Here is a 19,776-nt window from a genome sequence, read left to right on the forward strand (position 1 = left end):
CTTGCCGTTCCCGGCTGCGCCCTCTATGGTGCCGGAAACTATGGAATCTTGAGGACACGCTCATGTTCAAGGGCTCTTTTGTTGCGCTGATCACCCCGTTCAAGAACGGCAAGGTGGATGAGCGCGCCTTCGGCGATCTGGTGGAATGGCAGATTGCGGAAGGTACCCATGGCCTGGTGCCGTGCGGCACCACTGGTGAATCGCCCACCCTGAGCCATGACGAGCATAAGCGCGTGGTGGAATTGTGCATCGAAGTGGCGCGTGGCCGCGTGCCGGTGATGGCTGGCGCGGGCTCGAATTCCACCGCCGAAGCCATTGAACTGACCAAGCATGCCAAGAAGGCCGGCGCCGATGCCGTGCTGGTGGTGACGCCGTATTACAACAAGCCGAACCAGGCCGGCCTGTTTGCGCATTACAAGGCGCTGCACGATGCCACCCGCATTCCGATCTTCATCTATAATATACCGCCGCGCTGCGTGATCGACATGAGCGTGGAAACCATGGCGGCCTTGGCCAAGTTGCCGCGTATTGCCGGCGTGAAGGATGCCACGGGCGATATCCTGCGCCCGCTGCGTATGCGTGCTGCGGCCGGCGAAGCTTTCTGCCAGTTGGATGGCGATGATGCCACCGCGCTGGCTTTCAATGCTCATGGCGGCGTTGGCTGCATTTCCGTCACCGCCAATATCGCCCCGGGTCCGGTGGCGCAGATGCAGGAAGCCAGCCTGGCCGGCGATCATGCCAAGGCGCTGGCGATCATGGAAAAGCTGTTGCCGCTGCATACCACGTTGTTTGTCGAGCCCAATCCGGCGCCGGTGAAATATGCCGCCTCGCTGCTCGGGATTTGCCAGGCGGATGTGCGGCTGCCTCTGGTTGGGGTCAGCAAGGACACCCAGGCCAAGGTGAAGGCTGCGCTCAAGGCTGCCGGCCTCGCCAAGCCGCGCAAGACCAAAAAGAAGTAATCCAGCATGGCAGCCGCAACGCGCGCCGGCCAGTCCAAGACGGTGGCCGACAACCGGCGCGCGCGCTACGATTATGCCCTGGACGAGACTTTTGACGCCGGCATTGTGTTGCTCGGCTCGGAGGTCAAAAGCCTGCGCAACGGCCGGGCCAATATTCAGGATTCCTATGCCGAGGAAAAAAACGGCGAAATCCTGCTGGTGAATGCCTATATCCCGGAATATGCCGGTGCCAACCGCTTCAACCACGAGCCGCGCCGCCCGCGCAAGCTGCTGCTGAAGAAGAAGGAAATCGGTAAACTTATCGGGAGCCTGAAACGCGGCGGGGTGACGCTGGTGCCGCTCTCCCTATATTTCAACGAGCGTGGTCTGGCCAAGGTGAAGATCGCCCTGGCGCGCGGCAAAAAGCTGCATGACAAACGCGCGAGCGAAAAAGAGCGCGACTGGAATCGCGAAAAGCAGAGGCTGCTGCGCACCAGAGACTAAGCGGTGGCGGATGAAAGAGGCGAGCGATGAGCGGTGACGATTACAAGCCGGGCCTGCTCGGCCAGATCAAGGACAAGCTGATCAGCAGCAAGCAGCAATGGGCCAAGGATGGCCGTTTGCTGACCGGCGAGGCGGCCAGCGCGCCACAAGCCCGCCGCCTGCCGCCCGGCCAGCGTCTGGTGCGGGACTGGCCGGTGCTCGATCTGGGCGTGCAGCCGAATATCCTGCTCGACAAGTGGCAGCTCAGCGTCGGCGGCCTGGTGGCTAATCCGGTGAAGCTGGGCTGGAATGATTTTCTCGACCTGCCGCAAACCGACACGGTTTCCGATATTCACTGTGTCACCGCCTGGTCGCGGTATGACAATCGCTGGGCCGGCGTGCTGGCGCGTGATCTGCTCAAGCTGGTGAAGCCGCGCCCGGAAGCCCGCCATGTGGTGTTCCAGAGTTATGACGGCTATGCCACCAATGTGACGCTGGAGCATTTCAGCGCACCGGATGTGCTGCTGGCGCATTCCTGGGAAGGCGACCCCTTGAAGCGTGAGCATGGCGGCCCGGTGCGGGTGGTGATGCCGCGCTGGTATTTCTGGAAATCGGCGAAATGGGTGAAGCATATCGCCTTTCTGGATCGCGATGCGCCGGGCTATTGGGAAGTGCGCGGCTATCATAATGAAGGCGATCCCTGGAAAGAGGACCGCTACGGTTAGAGCAAAATTAAGCCTTTGCTAACCATGCCAATGGTATCGATTCGAGTCGCTTGCTGTTTATGAGGATGTTCGGGTGAGCACCGGCCGAGAAATCAGACCGCGCCTGTCCGGACGCATGATGCCGCTTGTGCTGCTCTGGCTGGCGGCTTGCGGCCAGCAGGCGCCAGCGCCGGTCAGTTTTCATCATCGCACCGAGCCAACGATGGAGGCGGCGCAGCCTGCCGGCCAATCCATCATGCAGCAGGCAGCCCAGCAACAGGCAGCCATGCCGGCCCAGGCGGTGCAACAGGCACCCGAGCCGCATGGCGGCGATATCGTGGTGCAGCGCGGCGACACGCTTTATGGCTTGGCGCGGCAGCATAATCTGCCGCCGCGCGCCCTGATCGACGCCAACAATCTGCAAGCGCCCTATATCCTGCAACCCGGCCAGCGCCTGCGCCTGCCGGGCGAACGGCTGCATATGGTGCAGCGCGGAGAAACGCTTTACGCCATCTCACGCGCCTATGGCGTGGACGTTTACAGCATGGCCAGTGCCAATCAGTTGCAGGCGCCCTATGCCATCGCCATCGGCCAGGCTTTGCGTGTGCCTGGCAGCAGCGGCGCTGTGGCGGTGGCTGCCGCCAGCCCGGTTGAGCCGGCCGCGACCGCCCCAGCGACACGCCAGGCCAGTGCCTTTCCGGTTTCACCGACCTCGACTATGCCGGCTCCGACGGCGCCGGCCCTTACCGGCACCGGCGTTGCGGTGCAGGAATTGCCGCCGCCCGGCACCTCCGGCCCAGTGCCGGCCCCTGCCGTGGCACCAGCACCAGCAGCAATGCCAGCCCCGCCACCTGCCAAGCCGGCGCCGTTGCCGGAGGTGAGCATTCCGGCCTCGCCGGCTCAAGCTGCGCAGATTGAGCCACAGCCCGCGATGCAGCCTGAGCCACAGGTGGCCGCCGCGCCGCCAGTTCCTGTACCAGCCCCGACACCAACGCCGGTGGCTGCGCCGGCAGCACCGCCTGCCATTGCCAAGCCGCAGGTGGATGAGGAGCCGCCGCCGCGCTCAGGCCGCACTTTTGCCTGGCCGGTGCGGGGCCGCATCCTGTCCACTTTTGGCCCCAAGCCGGATGGCCTGCATAACGATGGCATCAATATCGCCGCGCGTAATGGCGCACCGGTGATTGCCGCCGAAAATGGCGTGGTGGTTTACGCGGGCAGTGAATTGCGCGGCTTTGGCAATCTGCTGCTGGTGCGCCATGCCGATGGCTGGATCACGGCCTATGCGCATCTGGATCGTGTGCTGGTGCAGAAGGGCCAGCAGGTGAAGCGTGGCCAGGCCATTGCCACTGTGGGCAGCAGTGGCGCGGTTGACCAGCCGCAGCTGCATTTTGAAATCCGCCGCGGCACCCAGGCGGTCGACCCGGCAAAATTCCTCACCGTGGCGATGCTGGAGCTGTTTCAGCCCGCCACAACCGAGGTGATGGCGGGCTGATTAAGGCTTAACTAAGTGGCTTCTGTGTCAGCCTCACACCAAGGCGACCGGCCAGATCCTGGATGAACTGCCAGGCGACGCGGCCCGAGCGCGAGCCGCGTGTCATTGACCATTCGACGGCTTCGGCGCGCAGTTTTTCCGGTTCGATCTTGAGGTCGTAGGCGGCGACATAGGCATCCAGCATGGCGAAATAATCATCCTGACTACAGGAATGGAAGCCAAGCCAGAGGCCAAAACGATCCGAGAGCGAGACTTTTTCTTCCACCGCCTCGCCGGGATTGATCGCGGTCGAACGCTCATTATCCACCATGTCGCGCGGCAGCAGGTGGCGGCGGTTCGAGGTGGCGTAGAAGATCACATTTTCCGGCCGCCCTTCGATGCCGCCTTCCAGCACCGCCTTGAGCGATTTGTAATGCTGATCCTCGGCATCAAAGGAAAGATCGTCGCAGAACAGGATGTAGCGCCGCTGCGAGTCGCGCAGCTGCTTGAGCAGTTCGGGCAGGGTGGGGATATCCTCGCGGTGGATTTCGACCAGCGCCATGGCGCCCGGCTTGTCGGCATTCACGGCACCCAAAGCCGCCTTCACCAGCGAGCTTTTGCCCATGCCGCGCGCGCCCCAGAGCAGCGCATTATTGGCCGGCAGGCCACGGGCGAAACGCTCGGTGTTATCCAGCAGGATATCGCGCACACGATCAACGCCGCGCAGCAGCTTGATCGGCACCGCGTTGATCTGCGGCACTGGCTCCAGCCAGCCCGGCAGCGGCAGGGCATGCCACACATAAGCATCGGCGGCCTTGTCATCAAAAACCGGCGCAGGCGGCGGCGCCAGGCGCTCAAGGGCGGCGGCGATTTGCGCCAGACTGGCGGCAATGGCGGTGGTGGGGTCGGTGGGAAGCTCGACTTTTTTCACGGTTTTGATCTGCTTTTTTCTCTCGGACGGAGCGCCATATTGCTGAGCCGGCAAGCCCGGCGCAAGCCGTAGCGGAGCCATGCCGTTTCGGCCATACTCCGGTCCGAAACGATCCCCCCAGGATATGAATCAGGGCACGAAGCAGGAGGAAAAAAGCATGTACCCGAATACGCAATTGCATATTGGCGGCACCTGGAGCGGCGGTGCCGCCGGCGCCACCATTCCGGTGCTGAACCCGGCCACCGGCGAAGTGATCGGCACGGTCGCCAAGGCCGAGAAGGCCGATCTGGATCGCGCTCTGGCCGCCGCCGATAAGGGCTTCCAGGTGTGGAAGAAGGTTTCGGGCTACGACCGCTACAAGATTCTGCGCAAGGCGGCCGATATCATCCGCAGCCGCGCTGATGAAATCGGCAAGATCATGACCCTGGAGCAGGGCAAGCCGTTCATCGAAGCCAAGGGTGAAACCGCCCTGGCCGGCGACATTATGGACTGGTTTGCCGAGGAAGCGCGCCGCACCTATGGCCGCGTGATTCCGCCGCGCGCCGAAGGTGTGTATCAGCTTGTGGTGAAGGAACCGGTGGGTCCGGTGGCGGCATTCACGCCGTGGAATTTCCCGATCAACCAGGCGGTGCGCAAGGTTTCGGCGGCTTTGGCCGCCGGCTGCTCGATCATCCTGAAGGGCCCGGAAGAAACCCCGGCTGCCTGCGCTGCTTTGGTGCAAGCCTATCTCGATGCCGGCGTGCCGGAAGGTGTGGTGCAGCTGGTCTACGGCATTCCGTCGGAAATCTCGGAATACCTGATCCCGCATCCGGTGATCCGCAAGATCACCTTCACTGGCTCCACCCCGGTGGGCAAGCATCTCTCGATGCTGGCCGGCCAGCATATGAAGCGCATCACCATGGAACTCGGCGGTCATGCCCCGGCCATCGTGTTTGAAGATGCTGATGTGGATGTGGCGGTGAAGGTGCTGTCGGCCAACAAGTTCCGCAATGCCGGCCAGGTCTGCGTGTCGCCGACCCGCTTCCTGGTGCATGAAAAGGTTTATGGCCAGTTCGTTGATGGCTTTGTTGCTGCCGCCAAGAAGCTCAAGGTGGGCGACGGCATGGACAAGGATACCCGCATGGGTCCGCTGGCCAATGACCGCCGCGTGCAGGCGATGGAGATGTTTGTTGCCGATGCCGTTAGCCGTGGCGCCAAGGTGCAGACCGGCGGCAAGCGCATTGGCAATGTCGGCAATTTCTTTGAGCCGACCGTGCTGACCGATGTGCCGCTGGATGCCCGCATCATGAACGAGGAACCGTTTGGCCCGCTGGCGCCGATCAGCGCCTTCTCGGATTTCGACGCGGTGGTGAGCGAAGCCAACCGGCTGCCCTTTGGTCTGGCAGCCTATGCCTATACCAAGTCGGCCAAGACGGCGGCGGCTATCGGCTCGGCCTTCGAAAGCGGCATGGTGTCGATCAACCATCACGGCCTGGCACTGCCGGAAGTGCCGTTTGGCGGCATCAAGGATTCGGGCTATGGCTCGGAAGGCGGTTCGGAAGCCATCGAGTCTTACCTGAACACCAAGTTCATCACCCAGGTTGGCCTCTAACTTCCTGGCATATATGTGAGAAAGGGGGCTGCGGCCCCCTTTTTTGCGGATAGTTTATTTATAGCTATTTTATCTTGATAATTAGTTGCAACAAGATTTCGGGCGCATTACAAGCTCCGTGTCCGGAGCGGAATCCCCGACCTTTCCGGCGTCACAAACAACCCAGCCAGCCAATACGGCGCCAGCAAGCCGTATCCAGCCAGCCAGGACAGAACCATCCGCAGCAGAGCCGGAGGCCTGACCATGACTGAGCTGGATATTAAACCGAACAATACCTTGTCGGAATTTTCTGTTGCCCCGCGCATTGAGCGCGCCGGGCTGAATTTGCGGGCCGCCCTGCTGGGTGTGGCCGCCGCTGCCAGCATGGGCGCAGGCGATGCCTGGGCGCAGGCCCAGAATGCCGAGCCGCAGCCGACCAGGCTGCCCACCATCACGGTGGAGGGCGAGGAGGGCAAGCGCCCGGCCAAGGCCGAGGACGTACCGGGCGATTACAAGGTGGATCGCGCCACTTCGCCAAAATTCACCGAACCGCTGGTCGATACGCCCAAGACCATCACCGTGATCCCGCGTGAAGTGATCGAGGAGCAGGGCATCACCAGCTTCAAGGATGCGATGCGCACGCAGCCGGGTATCACGTTGGGCACCGGCGAAGGCGGCAATTCCTTTGGCGACCGCATCATCATCCGTGGCTTTGAAGCGCGCGGCGATGTGTTCCTGGACGGCCAGCGCGATCCGGGCGCCGGTGTGCGCGAAATCTTCAATACCGAACGGGTTGAAATCACCAAGGGGCCGGGTTCGTCCTATACCGGTCGCGGCTCCACCGGCGGCACCGTGAATATCGTGTCAAAGGAACCAAAGGCTGAGGATTTCATTGCCGGCGATATCAGCTTCGGCAATGCCAGCCAGCGCCGCATCACCACCGACGTGAACCAGACCATCGGCACCGACATGGCATTGCGTGTCAATGCGATGTGGAATGAAGGTGAGGTGCCGGGCCGTGGCCCGGTTTACAGCGATCGCTGGGGCATTGCGCCCTCGCTGACCCTCGGCCTCAACCAGCCAACCTCGATGACGGTCAGTTATTACCATTTCTATCTGGATGCGCTGCCTGATTACGGCGTGCCATGGGATGCGCGAAACCGCGAGCCGTTTGGCAATAATTTCTACGGCCTGGTCAATCGTGATTTCCAGCATGTGGAAGCCGACATCTTCACCGTGCGTTTTGACCATGAGATCAATTACGCCATGAAGCTGCGGCATCAGATGCGTGTTGGCCTCACCACCAACGAATATGTTGTCTCGGCGCCGGAAGGCCCGAACTTCACGGCTGGCACCGTGAATGCCAGTGCCAAGAGCCGGAACCAGGATAATACATCTTGGTCGAGCCAGACTGACCTGACCTGGGATTTCGCCACCGGCGGCCTGGACCACACCCTGGTCAGCGGCATTGAAGTGAGCCGCGACCGTGCCAAGAATCGCGGCTATACGGTGACCCCCACCAGTGTGTCGCAGAATATCTACAGCCCGGATCCCTATCGTGCCTGGACCGGCACTATCACGCCGAGCGCCAATTATACCGATATCGTTGCGGTGAATGCTGCTGCCTATGTGTTTGATACCGTCAAGCTCAACCCGCAATGGCAGGTGATGGGCGGCCTGCGCTACGACGATTACGACGCCAAGATCGATACCAATTCCGCCACCACCAACAATCTTGGGGTTCATAATCGCTTCTTCAGCTGGCAGGGCGGTGTAGTGTACAAGCCGGCGCCGAATGGCAGCATCTACCTGTCCTATGGCACCTCGGCCAATCCGTCTGGTGAAAATCTCGACGCCGCCACCGATGCAGCCTATGGCGGTTTCTCCACTGCCACCACCGGCCTCGATCCTGAGCGCAGCGTCAGCTACGAAATTGGCACCAAATGGGACCTGATTGATGGTCGCCTGGCGCTGACCTCAGCCTTGTTCCGCACCAACAAGACCAACATGCGGGTGGCCAATCCGGGCGGCGGCCAGAATGTGCTGGATGGCGAGGCCCGCGCCCAGGGCGTGGAGTTTGAATTCGCCGGCAAGCTTACGGATGCCTGGAAGGTATTTGGCGGCTATATGCTGCTGGATACCGAAATCCTCAAATCCACCACTGCGGCGGATGTCGGCAAGCGGCTGGCAAATACCGCCGATCACCAGTTCAGCCTGTGGACCACCTATGACCTGACCTCGGATTTCACCCTCGGTCTGGGCGCTTTCTATGTTGGTTCGCGCAAGGGTGGCACGCTGGCTTCCAATGACACAGAGGCGCCGGAATACTGGCGTTTTGATGCCATGGCGAGTTACAAGATCAACGAAAATGTGACGGCGCGGCTCAATGTGCAAAATTTGCTCAATGAGCTGTATTATGATGCCACTTATCGTAGCGGCACGCCATTCACCCATGTGGCCCCGGGCCGCAGTGTGCTGCTCACCACCGCGTTCAAGTTCTGACCCATAAAGGATCGCGCCCGCGATGATGCTCCATATCCCTTCCGTGCTGTCGAAACAGCAAGTCGCGCATTTCCGGCAGGCAATGGCGGCAGCGAGTTGGGTGGATGGCAAAGTCACTGCGGGCGCCCAATCCGCCCAGGTCAAGCATAATCAGCAATTACCGGAAAACAGCCCGGTGGCGGCTGAACTGGGCAATATGGTTCTGGATGCCCTGGCGCAATCACAGCTGTTCATTTCAGCCGCGCTGCCGCTCAAAACCTTTCCGCCGATGTTCAATCGGTATGATGCCGGCGAGACATTCGGTTTGCATGTCGATAATGCGATCCGCGCCGTTCGTGGCACGGCGCATCGGATCCGCACTGATCTATCCGCCACCTTGTTTCTGGTTGAGCCGGAGGAATATGACGGCGGCGAGCTGATCGTGGAGGATACCTATGGCAACCACAGCGCCAAACTGCCTGCGGGCGACATGGTGCTGTATCCGTCAACCAGCCTGCATCAGGTGCGGCCGGTGACACGCGGTGCACGGCTGGCAAGTTTCTTCTGGATCCAGAGCATGGTGCGGGATGATGGCGAGCGGCAGATGCTGTTTGAACTGGATCGCACCATTCAGCAACTGGCCGCTGCCCATGGTCTGACCGACGCTGCCGTGGTGCGGCTGACCGGCATTTATCACAATTTGTTGCGCCGCTGGGCTGATGCCTGAGCGGCCGTTAGAGAAGGCAAGAGCGATGACCGATATGATCCCCAGCGTAACCGATCACACGATGTTCGGCCTGTTCCTACAGGCTGATATCATCGTCAAGATCGTGATGCTGCTGTTGCTGCTGGCTTCCATTGCCTGCTGGGCCATCATGATCGACAAGCTGATGGCCGTGCGCCGGCTGCGCCGCGAGGCGGCGGCTTTTGAGGCCGGGATCGAGAATGGTGCCGGCCTGCCTGCCGAGGGTGCGCTTGGCCCGGTGGCGCTGAGCGCATTGCGCAGCGCGCTGGTGGAATGGCGCGATGGCGACGGCCAGGAAAGCCGCAAGGATCGCCGCGAACGGATCGAGCGCGCCATGCGCGCCAGTTTTGCCGCAGAACTGCGCCGGGTTGAACCCGGCCTGCCATTCCTGGCCACTATCGGCTCGGCGGCGCCGTTCATCGGCCTGTTCGGCACCGTGTGGGGCATCATGAACAGCTTCACGGCCATTGCCCAATCCAACGATACCTCGCTGGCCGTGGTGGCGCCCGGTATTGCCGAGGCCTTGCTGGCCACCGCGCTGGGCCTGGTGGCCGCGATCCCGGCGGTGATGGCTTATAACAAATTCGCCACCGATCTGGGCCGCATCGGCCAGCGCTTCAATGCCGGCATCGGCATTATCGGCAATCGCCTGGCGCGTGACGGCAAGTCGCGCGCTGCCAATGTGGCCGAGTAAGCGCCATGGCAATGGGACAGATTACGCCCGGCGGTTCGGGCGATTCCGACGATCTGGGTGATGGCGGCTACCGGCCGCTGGCTGAAATCAATGTCACGCCGCTGGTCGATGTGATGCTGGTGCTGCTGATCGTGTTCATGGTGGCGGCGCCGCTGATGATGGTTGGTGTGCCGCTCAAGCTGCCCAAGACCGCTGCCGAGCGGGTGGCGCCGGCGCCCGATCCGCTGGTGCTGTCGGTTGACCGCGACGGCAAATTGTTCATCCGCAAGGAGCCGGTGGAGGAAGCCGCGCTGGTTGGCACATTGAGTGCGCTACGTGGCGGCGATCCGAACATGACGATCTATGTGCGCGGAGACAAAGCGTTGGATTACGGCCGCGTCATGGAAGTGATGGGCTTGGTGGGCAAGGCCGGCTTTTCGCGTATCTCATTGGTGGCCGAAGGGTTGGAGCCCGGGGCGCAAGGGAAGGGCGGGAAGCCCTGACCATGGGATTGCGTGCCTGGATCATTTCGGTTGCCCTGCATGCAGCCGCGCTGCTGGCGTTGCTGGTGGTGTTGCATGCGCCGCAGCCGCTGGATGCCAAAAGCGAAGAATTGCCCAGTATCGCCATTCAAATGGCCAGTCTGCCGCCACCACCACCACCACCACCACCGCCACCACCGCCTCCGCCACCCGTGGCGGAACAGCCGCTGCCCGTGATCGAATCAAAGGCGCCGGAGCCTGATCCCGAACCGGAACCGCCGCCACCGCCGCCGAAGCCCAAACCGGCGCCGCCGAAACCCAAGCCATTGCCGCCGCCGCCCAAGCCGGTTGAGGCGCCACCACAGCCGACGCCGGTGCCAGCCCCGACGCCGGTGCAGGCCGCACCGCAGCCGCCACAGCCTGCGCCGCCAGTACCTGGCCCGCCAATGCCGCCGGCTGCCAGCGCGGCCAGCATTGCCGATGCCGAACAGGCTTATCTGGCGCGGATTTCGCTGGCGCTGAATAAGTCGAAAGAATATCCGCGCCGCGCGCTGCTGCGCCGGCTGGAAGGCACGCCGCAATTGCGGTTCGTATTGAACCGGGATGGCAGTGTGGCTTCAGTTACGGTTCTGCGCAGTTCTGGGCATGAATTACTGGATGAAGCGGCGCTGGAAACCGTGCGCCGGGCGCTGCCCTTGCCGCCATTCCCGCCCGAACTAGCCAAGAACGTGCTCGATCTGGCGGTGCCGATTGATTTTCACATCAAGAGGTGAGGCAACTGCTTGGCAAGCACGCCGCAGATTGCGGCGGCGCCGAGCAGCCAGCCAAGCCCGAGATGGAAGCGCAGCACGGCGACCAGGGCCGTCAGGCTGAGCAGGGCGGCGACAGGATCAAAGGCAGCCGTGGTCAGCGCGCCATCGCGGAATATCACATGCAGGCCAAACCACACGGCCAGATTCAGGATCACGCCAACCACGGCGGCGGTGATTGCGGTGAGGGCATGATTGAAGGCAGCGACATGGCGGATGCGCTCGATATAAGGCGCGCCTAGGAAAATCCACAGGAAGCAGGGCACAAACGTGACCCAGGTGGCCAGGGTGCCGCCGGCCAGGCCGCCGAGCCAGGCCGGTTCGATGCCGCTGAAGCGGAAGCCGGCAAGATAGCCGACAAAGGTGAGCACCAGGATCAGCGGTCCCGGCGTGGTTTCGGCCAAGCCTAGGCCATCAACCATTTCGCTGGGTGAGAGCCAGCCATATACCTGCACCGCCTGCTGCCCGACATAGGCCAGCACGGCATAGGCGCCGCCAAAAGTCACCACCGCCATCTCGCTGAAAAACCAGGCGATACGCGGCAGCACATGCCCGGCGCCATACTGTGCAAACAGCAATCCCACCGGCACAAACCACAGCAGGCCAAAAATCGTCAGCACCAGCAGATTGCGCCGCAGGCTGGGCGGCACGCTGGGCAACACATCGGCATCCTGGCCAAGTTTGCCCGGCTGGATCAGCGCCGGTCGCCAGCGCCCCACCAGCCAGCCGAACAAAGCGGCCCCCAGCACGATGACGGGGAAGGGAATTTTGAGCAGGAAGATGGCGATGAAAGCCGCGCCGGCCAGGCCGAGCAGCAGGCGGGTTTTGATCGCACGCCTGGCCACCCGCAGCACGGCTTCGGCCACAATCGCCAGCACGGCGGCCTGCAAGCCATAAAAGATGCCACTGATCAGCGGCATCTCGCGCCACAGCGCATAGATGGTGGCCAGCACCACTATCACAAAAAAGCCCGGCAGGATGAACAGCAGCCCGGCCGCGACGCCGCCCTTGGCGCGATGCAGCAGCCAGCCGATATAGGTGGCAAGCTGCTGCGCTTCTGGCCCCGGCAGCAGCATGCAGAAATTCAGCGCATGCAGGAATTGCGGCTCGCTGACCCATTTTTTCTCATCCACCACGATGCGATGCATCATGGCGATCTGCCCGGCCGGCCCACCAAAACTGAGCAGGCCGATCTTGGCCCAGACCCGCAGGGCTTCGGAAAAACTTGGTTGATTGATGGTTTGAGAAATTGTCATCGGGCGGCCTGCGGCAATTCGGAAACGGTGCGGCTGCACCACGCATAGAGAGCATCATAGACCGGCATTGCCGCCGTCAACATGGCGTCATCATCCTGAAATTTTTCCGAAAGGCCGAGCGAGACTGCCAGCAGGCCAGCCGCTTGTGGCGCCAGGTCCAGTTGGCCGGTATCGGCGCCCCGCACGATGCGCGCCAGCAAGGCGAGGCCCGGGTTGCTGCCCAAGCCATGACGGGACAGGAAAGCATCAAAACTGCAATATTCGCCATGATGGCCATATTCGGCACCCGGCATGTCAAAGGCGGTGCCGCCGAGTTTTTTCGCGGTGGCGGCCACGTCTTCGGAGGGCACATACAGAATCTGCGCATCCGGATCGATGAAGCGGCGCAGCAGCCAGGGGCAGGCAATGCGGTCGATCTTTGGTCTTTGCCGTGTCAACCAGATGCCAGGCGAAGCCGGCGGCTTGGGGCCGAGCGGCAGCCCCATGGCACGCCAGGCCTCGATGCCACCTTCAAGATAGGCCACGTTATACCCCAGCTGCAGCAGCCCGGCCGCCACCCCCTGGCTAACTTCATGGCCATAAACACAAAACACCACAATAGCAGCATCAGCCGGGATGCCGTGCTGCCACTGAGGCATCTGTTCGGGATCACGCCGCCGGGCTCCGCTGATCGTATCCGCCGCTTCGTCATAGCGAGGGCTGCGGCGTACATCGAGCAGATAAGGGAACCGCCCTTGGCGGATTGCCAGGTCCAATTCGTCTACGCTGATTGAAATCGGAGAAACAGTTTTTTCCATGACACACCTTCATCCCGCCGCAGCAAAGCGACGCAGAACAGAAGGCGGTGCTTGGAAGCCTAGTGCCAATAGACAGCAAGGCATCTGACGGGGAGACCGCTTTGCCCCCGTGGACGCCAGTGTACCAAATTTTCAGATCAAGGAAACCTTGTTGCCGCGATGGCGTTGCAGCCGGCCGGCCAGTTCACGTTCCAGCAGCACCATCTGCACGATGGCGGGGGCGTAGCCGGTGAGGCGGATCAGCTCGTCGATATCCACCGGACTGGGGGATAGCAGTTCATCGATGCGCTGGTGCGCCTGGGCCATCGCGGCATCATCCGGCATGGCCATGCTGCCGCCAAAAGCCGATGGCGGCGCGGGGGCCTGCAATTCTGTTTGCAACAGCGGCCGGATCACATCCAGCACATCGTCCAGCCGTTCTACAAGCGCGGCGCCCTGGCGGATCAGATCGTTGCTGCCATTGCAGCGCGGGTCGAGCGGCGAACCCGGCACCGCCATCACCTCGCGGCCCTGTGCGGCGGCAAAACGTGCGGTGATCAGCGAGCCGGATTTCAGCGCCGCTTCCACCACCAGCACACCCAGGCTGGCGCCGGCGATCAGCCTATTGCGGCGCGGAAAATTCGGCGCCTTGACCGGGGCACCAAACGGCATCTCGGCATAGATTGCCGCTTCCAGCGCCATGCGTTTGTGCAGGTCGGCATTCTCCGGCGGGAAGATCACGTCGATGCCGGCGCCGATGAAGGCATAGCTGCCACCGGCTTGCGCGCCGGCCAGTAAGGCGCCTTCATGCGCGGCGCGGTCGATGCCGCGTGCCAGGCCGGATATCACCACCAGATTCTGATGTGCGATTTCATGCGCCAAGTCGCGGGTGAACCGCTGGCCGATAGCCGAGGCATTGCGGGCGCCAACAATCGCCACGCCGGGCTTGGGCGCCAGATCGGCATGGCCATGCAGGGTCAGGATTGGCGGCGCATCGTCGATATTGCTCAACCGCGCCGGATAGGCCGCTTCGCCCCAGGCCACCAGGCGGGCGCCGAAGCGCGCCACGGCCTCGCGCTCGGCCTCGGCTTCCGCCTTGCCGGCGATGCGCAAGGCGCGTTTGGCGCCGCCGCGTCGCGCCAGGTCCGGCAGGGCAGCGAGGGCGGCGGCGGCATTGCCGAAACGCTCAAGCAATTGGAAGAAGGTTATCGGGCCGATATTCTCGCTGCGGCAGAGGCGCAGCCAGTCCAGCCTTTCGGCCTCGCTCAGCTCACGCCGGCCCGGCGGCATCTTTTTTCTTGCCGATCTTCGGTTCCTCGCCTTTCAGCAGGCGGCGGATATTCTGGTGATGCCGGATAAAAACCAGCAGTGCCATGATGGCGCATAATGCTGCCATGCCGGTTGCCGGCAACGTATCTGGTGCGATCAACCAGGCATAAAGCGGGCTGAGCGCTGCGGCCACCAGGGCCGATAACGACGAATAGCGCAACACCGCCGCCATCAGCAGCCAGGTGGCGCAGCACAGCAGGCCCAGCGGCCAATACAGGCCCAGCGTAACGCCCAAGAAGGTGGCCACGCCCTTGCCGCCATTAAATTTGAGCCAGACCGGAAACAGATGGCCGATGAAGGCGCCAAAAGCAGCCGCCAGCATGATTTCCGGGCCACCAAAATACAGACCCAGCAAAGCCGCCGCCGTGCCTTTGCCGCCATCCAGCAACAAGGTGGCCAGCGCCAAGTCCTTGCGGCCGGTGCGCAGCACATTGGTGGCGCCGATATTGCCCGAGCCGATGGCGCGGATATCACCCAGGCCGGCCAGCTTGGTCAGCAGCAGGCCGAACGGGATGGCGCCGAGCAGATAGCCGCCGGCCAGCGCGATAAGAAGATGTGTTGTGTTCATTGGCCGTCCCGCTTGCGCTGGAATACGGTTTCGCCGGCCACCACGGTGCGCAAGGCATGGCCCTGCACGCGGCGCCCGTCATAGGGCGAATTCTTGGCCTTGGAGCGCATCTTCTTGGCGTCGATCTTCCACGGCGCTTCCAGGTCAAATAGCAGCAGATCGGCCGGGGCGCCCGGCGCCAGCCGGCCACTCTCCTGTTTCAGCAGTTTTGCCGGCTTGTGGGTCAGGCAGCCCAGCAACTGCAACAGCGGCACCTGGCCTGAATGATACAGGCCCAGTGACAACGGCAGCAGGGTTTCCAGCCCGATAGCGCCAAAGGCGGCCTGGGCGAAGGGCAGGCGCTTGCTTTCCGGGTCCTGCGGCGCATGGGCCGAGGAGATCACGTCAATCGTGCCATCGCGGATGGCTTCCACCAGGGCGCGGCGATCATCCTCATGGCGCAATGGCGGCTTCACCTTGGCAAAGGTGCGGTAATCGCCAACATCAAATTCATTCAGCGCAAAATTATGCGGTGCGGCGCCGATGGTGAGGCGCAGGCCGCGCGCCTTGGCCTGGCGGGCCACCTCAAGCGCATCGGCGGTGGAGAGATGCGCCGCATGCAGCCGGCTGCGGGTCAGTTCCAGCAAGCGGATATCGCGTTCCAGCATGATCACTTCGGCCGCAGCCGGAATGCCGGGCAGGCCGAGCCGGGCTGCCACTTCGCCTTCATTCATGGCGCCATCGGTGGCAAGCTTCGGTTCTTCGCTGGGCTGGATCAGCAGCAGATCAAAAACCGTGGCATAGGACAGCGCGCGGCGCATCACCCGGGCATCGCTGATGGCATGTTCGCCATCGGTGAAGGCCACGGCGCCGGCTTCGGCCAGCAGGCCGAATTCGGTCATTTCCTTGCCCTTGGTGCCCTTGGTGGCGGCTGCTGCCGGCAGCACCCGCACCACGGCGCTATCGGCAGCGCGGCGGGCGACAAATTCCACCAGCGCAACCTCGTCGATCACCGGATCGGTATTCGGCATTGCCACCAGGGTGGTGACGCCGCCGGCCGCTGCGGCGCGGGCGCCGGTGGCAATGGTTTCCTGCTGCTCGGCACCCGGCTCGCGCAGCCAGACATGCATGTCGATCAGGCCGGGGCAGAGGCAATGGCCCTGGCAATCAATGGTTTCAACCTCGTTGCCGAGGTCGCCGATATTCATCAGGCGTGGGCCGAGATCGACAATGCGGTCGCCCTCGGTGAGCAGGGCGCCCTTCACATCCAGCCCGGTGGCCGGATCGAGCAGGCGCGCATTGGTGTAAAGTTTGCGACGGCGCGGCATGGTCTTGCTTTCCCTCACGCGCCGTGCCAGTTCGGCAGATGCTGCGCCAGCATTTCAAGGCAGGCCATGCGCACCGCCACGCCCATTTCCACCTGTTCGTGGATCACGCTGCGATGGATGTCGTCGGCCACTTCGGTATCGATCTCGATGCCGCGATTCATCGGCCCCGGATGCATGATCAGCGCATCCGGCTTGGCGAAACTGAGTTTTTCCGCATCCAGGCCGTAGACATGGAAATATTCCCGCGTCGACGGCACGAAGGAGCCATGCATGCGCTCCATTTGCAGGCGCAGCATCATCACGATATCCACGTCGATGAGGCCCTTGCGCATGTCGTGAAACACTTCCACGCCGAAGCGTTCGGCATGCGCCGGCAGCAAGGTGGGCGGTGCAATAAGGCGCACATGGGCGCCCATGGTGTTGAGCAGGTAGATATTCGAGCGCGCCACGCGGCTGTGCAGGATGTCGCCGCAGATCGCCACCCGCAGCCCTTGCAGCCGGCCCTTGCGGCGGCGGATGGTGAGGGCATCCAGCAGCGCCTGGGTGGGATGCTCATGGGTGCCGTCGCCGCCATTGATCACCGAACAGCCGACTTTCTGCGCCAGCAAAGCCACGGCGCCCGAATCGGGGTGGCGCACCACCAGCAGGTCTGGGTGCATGGCATTCAGGGTGATTGCCGTATCGATCAGGGTTTCACCCTTTTTTATCGACGACGTGGCCACCGACATGTTGATCACATCGGCGCCGAGCCGCTTGCCGGCCAGTTCAAATGAGGTGCGGGTGCGGGTGGAATTCTCGAAGAACAGGTTGATAATGGTGCGGCCGCGCAGCAGCCCCTGTTTCTTGTCGATGGCCCGATTCTGCGCCACATAACGATCCGAGCGATCCAGGATCGCGCCAATGTCCTGGGAAGAAAGTCCTTCTATTCCAAGGAGATGGCGATGCGGAAAGAGGGGGGGAGGGGTCGTCTCGGCAGACCCGGCGGCAGCGTTGGAAAGAGTGCTTGCAGACATCGGGCCGGGATCATACACATCCACCCCGGCGGCGGCAACGCATGCGTAACCTCGCCGCCCTAGACTGAGAAACTTCAGGTCGTATACTCGTGCGAAGAGATGGCTAAGGCACAGAATCAGTATTTTGATCCGCGCAAACCGGCCGATCCGGTGGGTGAGGCGCTGCGCCTGCTGCAGGTGCTGGAATTGCGTGGCCGACAGGCCGCCGAAACCTCGATGGAAACCTACGAACGAGCGCTTCTGCTGTCATTCGCCGAATACACCGATAATTTCCGCCATGTGCAGGAATTCCTGTCCTTCTGCGAGGTGCTGGAGGGCCGGCTGGAAAGTCTGGATGCCGCAACGCGCGAGATGGTGCTATCCGAGGTAAACGGCGTGAAAATGCGCTGCTATGCCGCCATGCTGAAGGCGATGGGCGCCTACCTGACCCATATGGACCGGCGCGGCATGGTCAATTTTTTTGCCCAGGCGGTGTTTCTTAACCAGCTCGACTCGCTGGCCTTTTTTCGTGAGCAGGTGTTGCCCGACATCCCGGCCAATCTGGTGCCGGATTACCTGCCAGACTTGCAGCAGGAAGTGGAGGCAAAGCTGCGCAAGCTGCTCGACCGTTGCGTCGATCTGCCGGATTTCCGCTTCGAAAATTAGCCCCTGGCGGTTTCTAAGCCGCTGGCGATGCCCTATTTTGTGGGCATGACGCGCAAGAGCTATTACATCACCACCCCGATCTATTACGTGAATGACAAGCCCCATATCGGGCATGCCTACACGACCCTGGCCTGCGACCTGCTGGCGCGCTTCAAGCGCCTGGACGGGTTTGACGTGCTGTTCCTGACCGGCACTGACGAGCATGGCCAGAAGGTGGAGAAGGCGGCAATGGCTGCCGGCATCGACCCCAAAACCTTCTGCGACCAGGTGAGCACCAATTTCCGCGATCTGGCCCGGCGGCTGAATATCTCGAATGACGACTTCATTCGCACCACCGAGCCGCGTCATATCAAATCGGTGCAGGCTTTGTGGACCAAGCTGCTGGAAGCCGGCGACATCTATCTCGGCCATTACGAAGGCTGGTATGCGGTGCGCGACGAAGCCTTTTACCAGGAAGACGAGCTCGAAGACGGCCCGAATGGCAAAATCGCCAAGGCATCGGGTGCGCCGGTGGAATGGGTCAAGGAACCCTCCTATTTCTTCCGCCTGTCGGCCTGGGAAGATCGGCTGCTGCAATTCTATGACGCGCATCCCGGCTTCATCCTGCCGAGCAGCCGGCGGAATGAAGTGGTCAGCTTCGTCAAGGGCGGGCTGAAGGATCTGTCGGTTTCGCGCACCACCTTCAAATGGGGCGTGCCGGTGCCGAACGATCCGGCGCATATCATGTATGTGTGGCTGGATGCGCTGACCAACTACATCACCGCCGCCGGCTTCCCGGATACCAATTCGGAGACCTATCGCCGCTTCTGGCCGGCCGACCTGCATATGGTGGGCAAGGACATCCTGCGTTTCCATGCCGTCTACTGGCCGGCCTTTCTGATGGCGGCCGGGCTGGACGTGCATCACCGCGTCTTTGCCCATGGCTGGTGGACCAACGAAGGCCAGAAGATTTCCAAGTCGCTGGGGAATGTGATCGATCCGCTGCATCTGATCGACACATTCGGCCTGGATCAGACGCGCTATTTCCTGATGCGCGAAGTGCCGTTTGGCAATGACGGCGATTTCCGCCGTGATGCGATGATCAACCGGATCAATAACGAACTGGCCAATGGCATGGGCAATCTGGCGCAGCGCACGCTGAGCTTTGTGGCCAAGAATGCCGGCGCCAGCGTGCCACAGCCGGGGCCGCTGGACCCGCTTGACGAAGCCTTGCTGGCGCGGGCCGATAGCCTGCTGCCGCAGATGCGCGCCGCTTTTGATGAGCAGGCTTTGCATGTCGCCCTGCAAGCCTGGTTCGATCTGGTGGATGCGGCCAATAAGTATATCGACGTGGCGGCGCCGTGGACCTTGCGCAAGACCGATCCGGCACGCATGAACACGGTGTTGTGGACCCTGCTTGAAACCATCCGTCATCTGGCGATCCTGGCGCAGCCGGCGATGCCCGATGCGGCGGCGCGGCTGCTGGATCAGCTCGGTGTTTCGGAAGCAGCACGCGGCTTTGCGCAGCTTGGCGAAATGGGCCGCCTGCGCGCCGGCATGCCGTTGCCCAGCCCGCAGGGTGTGTTCCCGCGTTATGTCGAGGAGAAGGCCTGAGG

At 62.4% G+C, this 19,776-nt stretch carries 19 protein-coding genes; 12 read left to right on the forward strand and 7 right to left on the reverse strand.

The features are described from left to right. The first annotated feature begins 62 nt into the window (after positions 1-62). The 4 genes from dapA (at position 63) to KBB36_RS08800 (ending at position 3,617) form a co-directional block, all read left to right on the forward strand. Complete coding sequence (gene dapA / locus KBB36_RS08785; protein WP_290978898.1) at positions 63-959, forward strand: 4-hydroxy-tetrahydrodipicolinate synthase; 897 nt, start codon at positions 63-65, stop codon at positions 957-959. Between the two features lie 6 nt (positions 960-965). Then, positions 966-1,442, forward strand: coding sequence for an SsrA-binding protein SmpB (gene smpB / locus KBB36_RS08790; RefSeq protein ID WP_290978900.1), 477 nt, complete (start codon positions 966-968; stop codon positions 1,440-1,442). 26 nt (positions 1,443-1,468) lie between these two features. Beyond that, positions 1,469-2,146 carry a sulfite oxidase-like oxidoreductase gene (locus tag KBB36_RS08795; RefSeq protein ID WP_290978902.1) on the forward strand — a complete coding sequence of 226 codons (678 nt, stop codon included), beginning with the start codon at positions 1,469-1,471 and terminating at the stop codon, positions 2,144-2,146. A gap of 73 nt (positions 2,147-2,219) precedes the next feature. Next, positions 2,220-3,617 (forward strand): peptidoglycan DD-metalloendopeptidase family protein, encoded by a 1,398-nt coding sequence (locus tag KBB36_RS08800; protein WP_290978905.1) that lies wholly within the window; start codon positions 2,220-2,222, stop codon positions 3,615-3,617. 7 nt (positions 3,618-3,624) lie between these two features. Here KBB36_RS08800 and KBB36_RS08805 read toward each other — a convergent pair whose 3' ends face one another. Further along, complete coding sequence (locus tag KBB36_RS08805) at positions 3,625-4,527, reverse strand: ATP-binding protein (RefSeq protein WP_290978908.1); 903 nt, start codon at positions 4,525-4,527, stop codon at positions 3,625-3,627. Positions 4,528-4,684: 157 nt separating this feature from the next. Between KBB36_RS08805 and KBB36_RS08810 the strand changes: the two genes are divergently transcribed. From KBB36_RS08810 to KBB36_RS08835, 6 genes are all read left to right on the forward strand, one after another. Further along, the gene (locus KBB36_RS08810; RefSeq protein WP_290978911.1) at positions 4,685-6,118 is read left to right on the forward strand and encodes an NAD-dependent succinate-semialdehyde dehydrogenase; all 1,434 of its coding nucleotides are present in this window, start codon (positions 4,685-4,687) and stop codon (positions 6,116-6,118) included. 243 nt (positions 6,119-6,361) lie between these two features. Beyond that, entirely contained in the window at positions 6,362-8,599 is a 2,238-nt protein-coding gene (locus tag KBB36_RS08815; RefSeq protein ID WP_290978914.1) for a TonB-dependent siderophore receptor, read from the forward strand. Between the two features lie 22 nt (positions 8,600-8,621). After that, complete coding sequence (locus KBB36_RS08820; RefSeq protein ID WP_290978917.1) at positions 8,622-9,305, forward strand: Fe2+-dependent dioxygenase; 684 nt, start codon at positions 8,622-8,624, stop codon at positions 9,303-9,305. Positions 9,306-9,330: 25 nt separating this feature from the next. Then, positions 9,331-10,017 (forward strand): MotA/TolQ/ExbB proton channel family protein, encoded by a 687-nt coding sequence (locus tag KBB36_RS08825; RefSeq protein WP_290978920.1) that lies wholly within the window; start codon positions 9,331-9,333, stop codon positions 10,015-10,017. An 11-nt stretch (positions 10,018-10,028) separates the two neighbouring features. After that, positions 10,029-10,499 carry an ExbD/TolR family protein gene (locus tag KBB36_RS08830; protein ID WP_290978923.1) on the forward strand — a complete coding sequence of 157 codons (471 nt, stop codon included), beginning with the start codon at positions 10,029-10,031 and terminating at the stop codon, positions 10,497-10,499. Positions 10,500-10,501: 2 nt separating this feature from the next. Then, positions 10,502-11,251, forward strand: a complete 750-nt coding sequence (locus KBB36_RS08835; RefSeq protein WP_290978926.1) for an energy transducer TonB — start codon at positions 10,502-10,504, stop codon at positions 11,249-11,251. Here the strand turns inward: KBB36_RS08835 and chrA are convergent. From chrA to KBB36_RS08865, 6 genes are all read right to left on the reverse strand, one after another. After that, positions 11,236-12,543 carry a chromate efflux transporter gene (gene chrA / locus KBB36_RS08840; protein ID WP_290978929.1) on the reverse strand — a complete coding sequence of 436 codons (1,308 nt, stop codon included), beginning with the start codon at positions 12,541-12,543 and terminating at the stop codon, positions 11,236-11,238. The genes KBB36_RS08835 and chrA overlap by 16 nt on opposite strands. Then, positions 12,540-13,340 carry a chromate resistance protein ChrB domain-containing protein gene (locus tag KBB36_RS08845; protein WP_290978932.1) on the reverse strand — a complete coding sequence of 267 codons (801 nt, stop codon included), beginning with the start codon at positions 13,338-13,340 and terminating at the stop codon, positions 12,540-12,542. Before KBB36_RS08845 ends, chrA begins: the two co-directional genes overlap by 4 nt. A gap of 132 nt (positions 13,341-13,472) precedes the next feature. Beyond that, positions 13,473-14,609, reverse strand: a complete 1,137-nt coding sequence (dprA, locus tag KBB36_RS08850; protein WP_290978935.1) for a DNA-processing protein DprA — start codon at positions 14,607-14,609, stop codon at positions 13,473-13,475. Next, complete coding sequence (gene plsY, locus KBB36_RS08855; protein ID WP_290978938.1) at positions 14,590-15,216, reverse strand: glycerol-3-phosphate 1-O-acyltransferase PlsY; 627 nt, start codon at positions 15,214-15,216, stop codon at positions 14,590-14,592. The genes dprA and plsY overlap by 20 nt, the downstream gene beginning before the upstream one ends. Beyond that, positions 15,213-16,523, reverse strand: coding sequence for a dihydroorotase (gene pyrC, locus KBB36_RS08860; RefSeq protein WP_290978941.1), 1,311 nt, complete (start codon positions 16,521-16,523; stop codon positions 15,213-15,215). The genes plsY and pyrC overlap by 4 nt, the downstream gene beginning before the upstream one ends. Positions 16,524-16,537: 14 nt before the next feature. Continuing rightward, positions 16,538-17,536: an aspartate carbamoyltransferase catalytic subunit gene (locus KBB36_RS08865; RefSeq protein WP_290978943.1), complete on the reverse strand. Its 999-nt coding sequence runs from the start codon at positions 17,534-17,536 to the stop codon at positions 16,538-16,540. Positions 17,537-17,635: 99 nt separating this feature from the next. Between KBB36_RS08865 and KBB36_RS08870 the strand changes: the two genes are divergently transcribed. After that, the gene (locus KBB36_RS08870) at positions 17,636-18,181 is read left to right on the forward strand and encodes a hypothetical protein (protein WP_290978946.1); all 546 of its coding nucleotides are present in this window, start codon (positions 17,636-17,638) and stop codon (positions 18,179-18,181) included. A gap of 45 nt (positions 18,182-18,226) precedes the next feature. Then, positions 18,227-19,774, forward strand: a complete 1,548-nt coding sequence (gene metG / locus KBB36_RS08875) for a methionine--tRNA ligase (RefSeq protein WP_290979036.1) — start codon at positions 18,227-18,229, stop codon at positions 19,772-19,774. The last annotated feature ends 2 nt before the right edge of the window (positions 19,775-19,776 follow it).

Source organism: Ferrovibrio sp. (assembly GCF_017994015.1).
In the GTDB taxonomy this organism is placed as follows: Bacteria; Pseudomonadota; Alphaproteobacteria; order Ferrovibrionales; family Ferrovibrionaceae; genus Ferrovibrio.

Coding starts and splice junctions, on each gene's coding strand:
- KBB36_RS08810 (WP_290978911.1), top strand. CDS start 4,685: ATGTACCCGAATACGCAATTGCATATTGGCGGCACCTGGAGCGGCGGT.
- pyrC (WP_290978941.1), bottom strand. CDS start 16,523: ATGCCGCGCCGTCGCAAACTTTACACCAATGCGCGCCTGCTCGATCCG.
- metG (WP_290979036.1), top strand. CDS start 18,227: ATGACGCGCAAGAGCTATTACATCACCACCCCGATCTATTACGTGAAT.
- KBB36_RS08815 (WP_290978914.1), top strand. CDS start 6,362: ATGACTGAGCTGGATATTAAACCGAACAATACCTTGTCGGAATTTTCT.
- KBB36_RS08845 (WP_290978932.1), bottom strand. CDS start 13,340: ATGGAAAAAACTGTTTCTCCGATTTCAATCAGCGTAGACGAATTGGAC.
- KBB36_RS08835 (WP_290978926.1), top strand. CDS start 10,502: ATGGGATTGCGTGCCTGGATCATTTCGGTTGCCCTGCATGCAGCCGCG.
- KBB36_RS08820 (WP_290978917.1), top strand. CDS start 8,622: ATGATGCTCCATATCCCTTCCGTGCTGTCGAAACAGCAAGTCGCGCAT.
- KBB36_RS08825 (WP_290978920.1), top strand. CDS start 9,331: ATGACCGATATGATCCCCAGCGTAACCGATCACACGATGTTCGGCCTG.
- plsY (WP_290978938.1), bottom strand. CDS start 15,216: ATGAACACAACACATCTTCTTATCGCGCTGGCCGGCGGCTATCTGCTC.
- smpB (WP_290978900.1), top strand. CDS start 966: ATGGCAGCCGCAACGCGCGCCGGCCAGTCCAAGACGGTGGCCGACAAC.
- KBB36_RS08795 (WP_290978902.1), top strand. CDS start 1,469: ATGAGCGGTGACGATTACAAGCCGGGCCTGCTCGGCCAGATCAAGGAC.
- dapA (WP_290978898.1), top strand. CDS start 63: ATGTTCAAGGGCTCTTTTGTTGCGCTGATCACCCCGTTCAAGAACGGC.
- dprA (WP_290978935.1), bottom strand. CDS start 14,609: ATGCCGCCGGGCCGGCGTGAGCTGAGCGAGGCCGAAAGGCTGGACTGG.
- KBB36_RS08870 (WP_290978946.1), top strand. CDS start 17,636: ATGGCTAAGGCACAGAATCAGTATTTTGATCCGCGCAAACCGGCCGAT.
- chrA (WP_290978929.1), bottom strand. CDS start 12,543: ATGACAATTTCTCAAACCATCAATCAACCAAGTTTTTCCGAAGCCCTG.
- KBB36_RS08830 (WP_290978923.1), top strand. CDS start 10,029: ATGGGACAGATTACGCCCGGCGGTTCGGGCGATTCCGACGATCTGGGT.
- KBB36_RS08865 (WP_290978943.1), bottom strand. CDS start 17,536: ATGTCTGCAAGCACTCTTTCCAACGCTGCCGCCGGGTCTGCCGAGACG.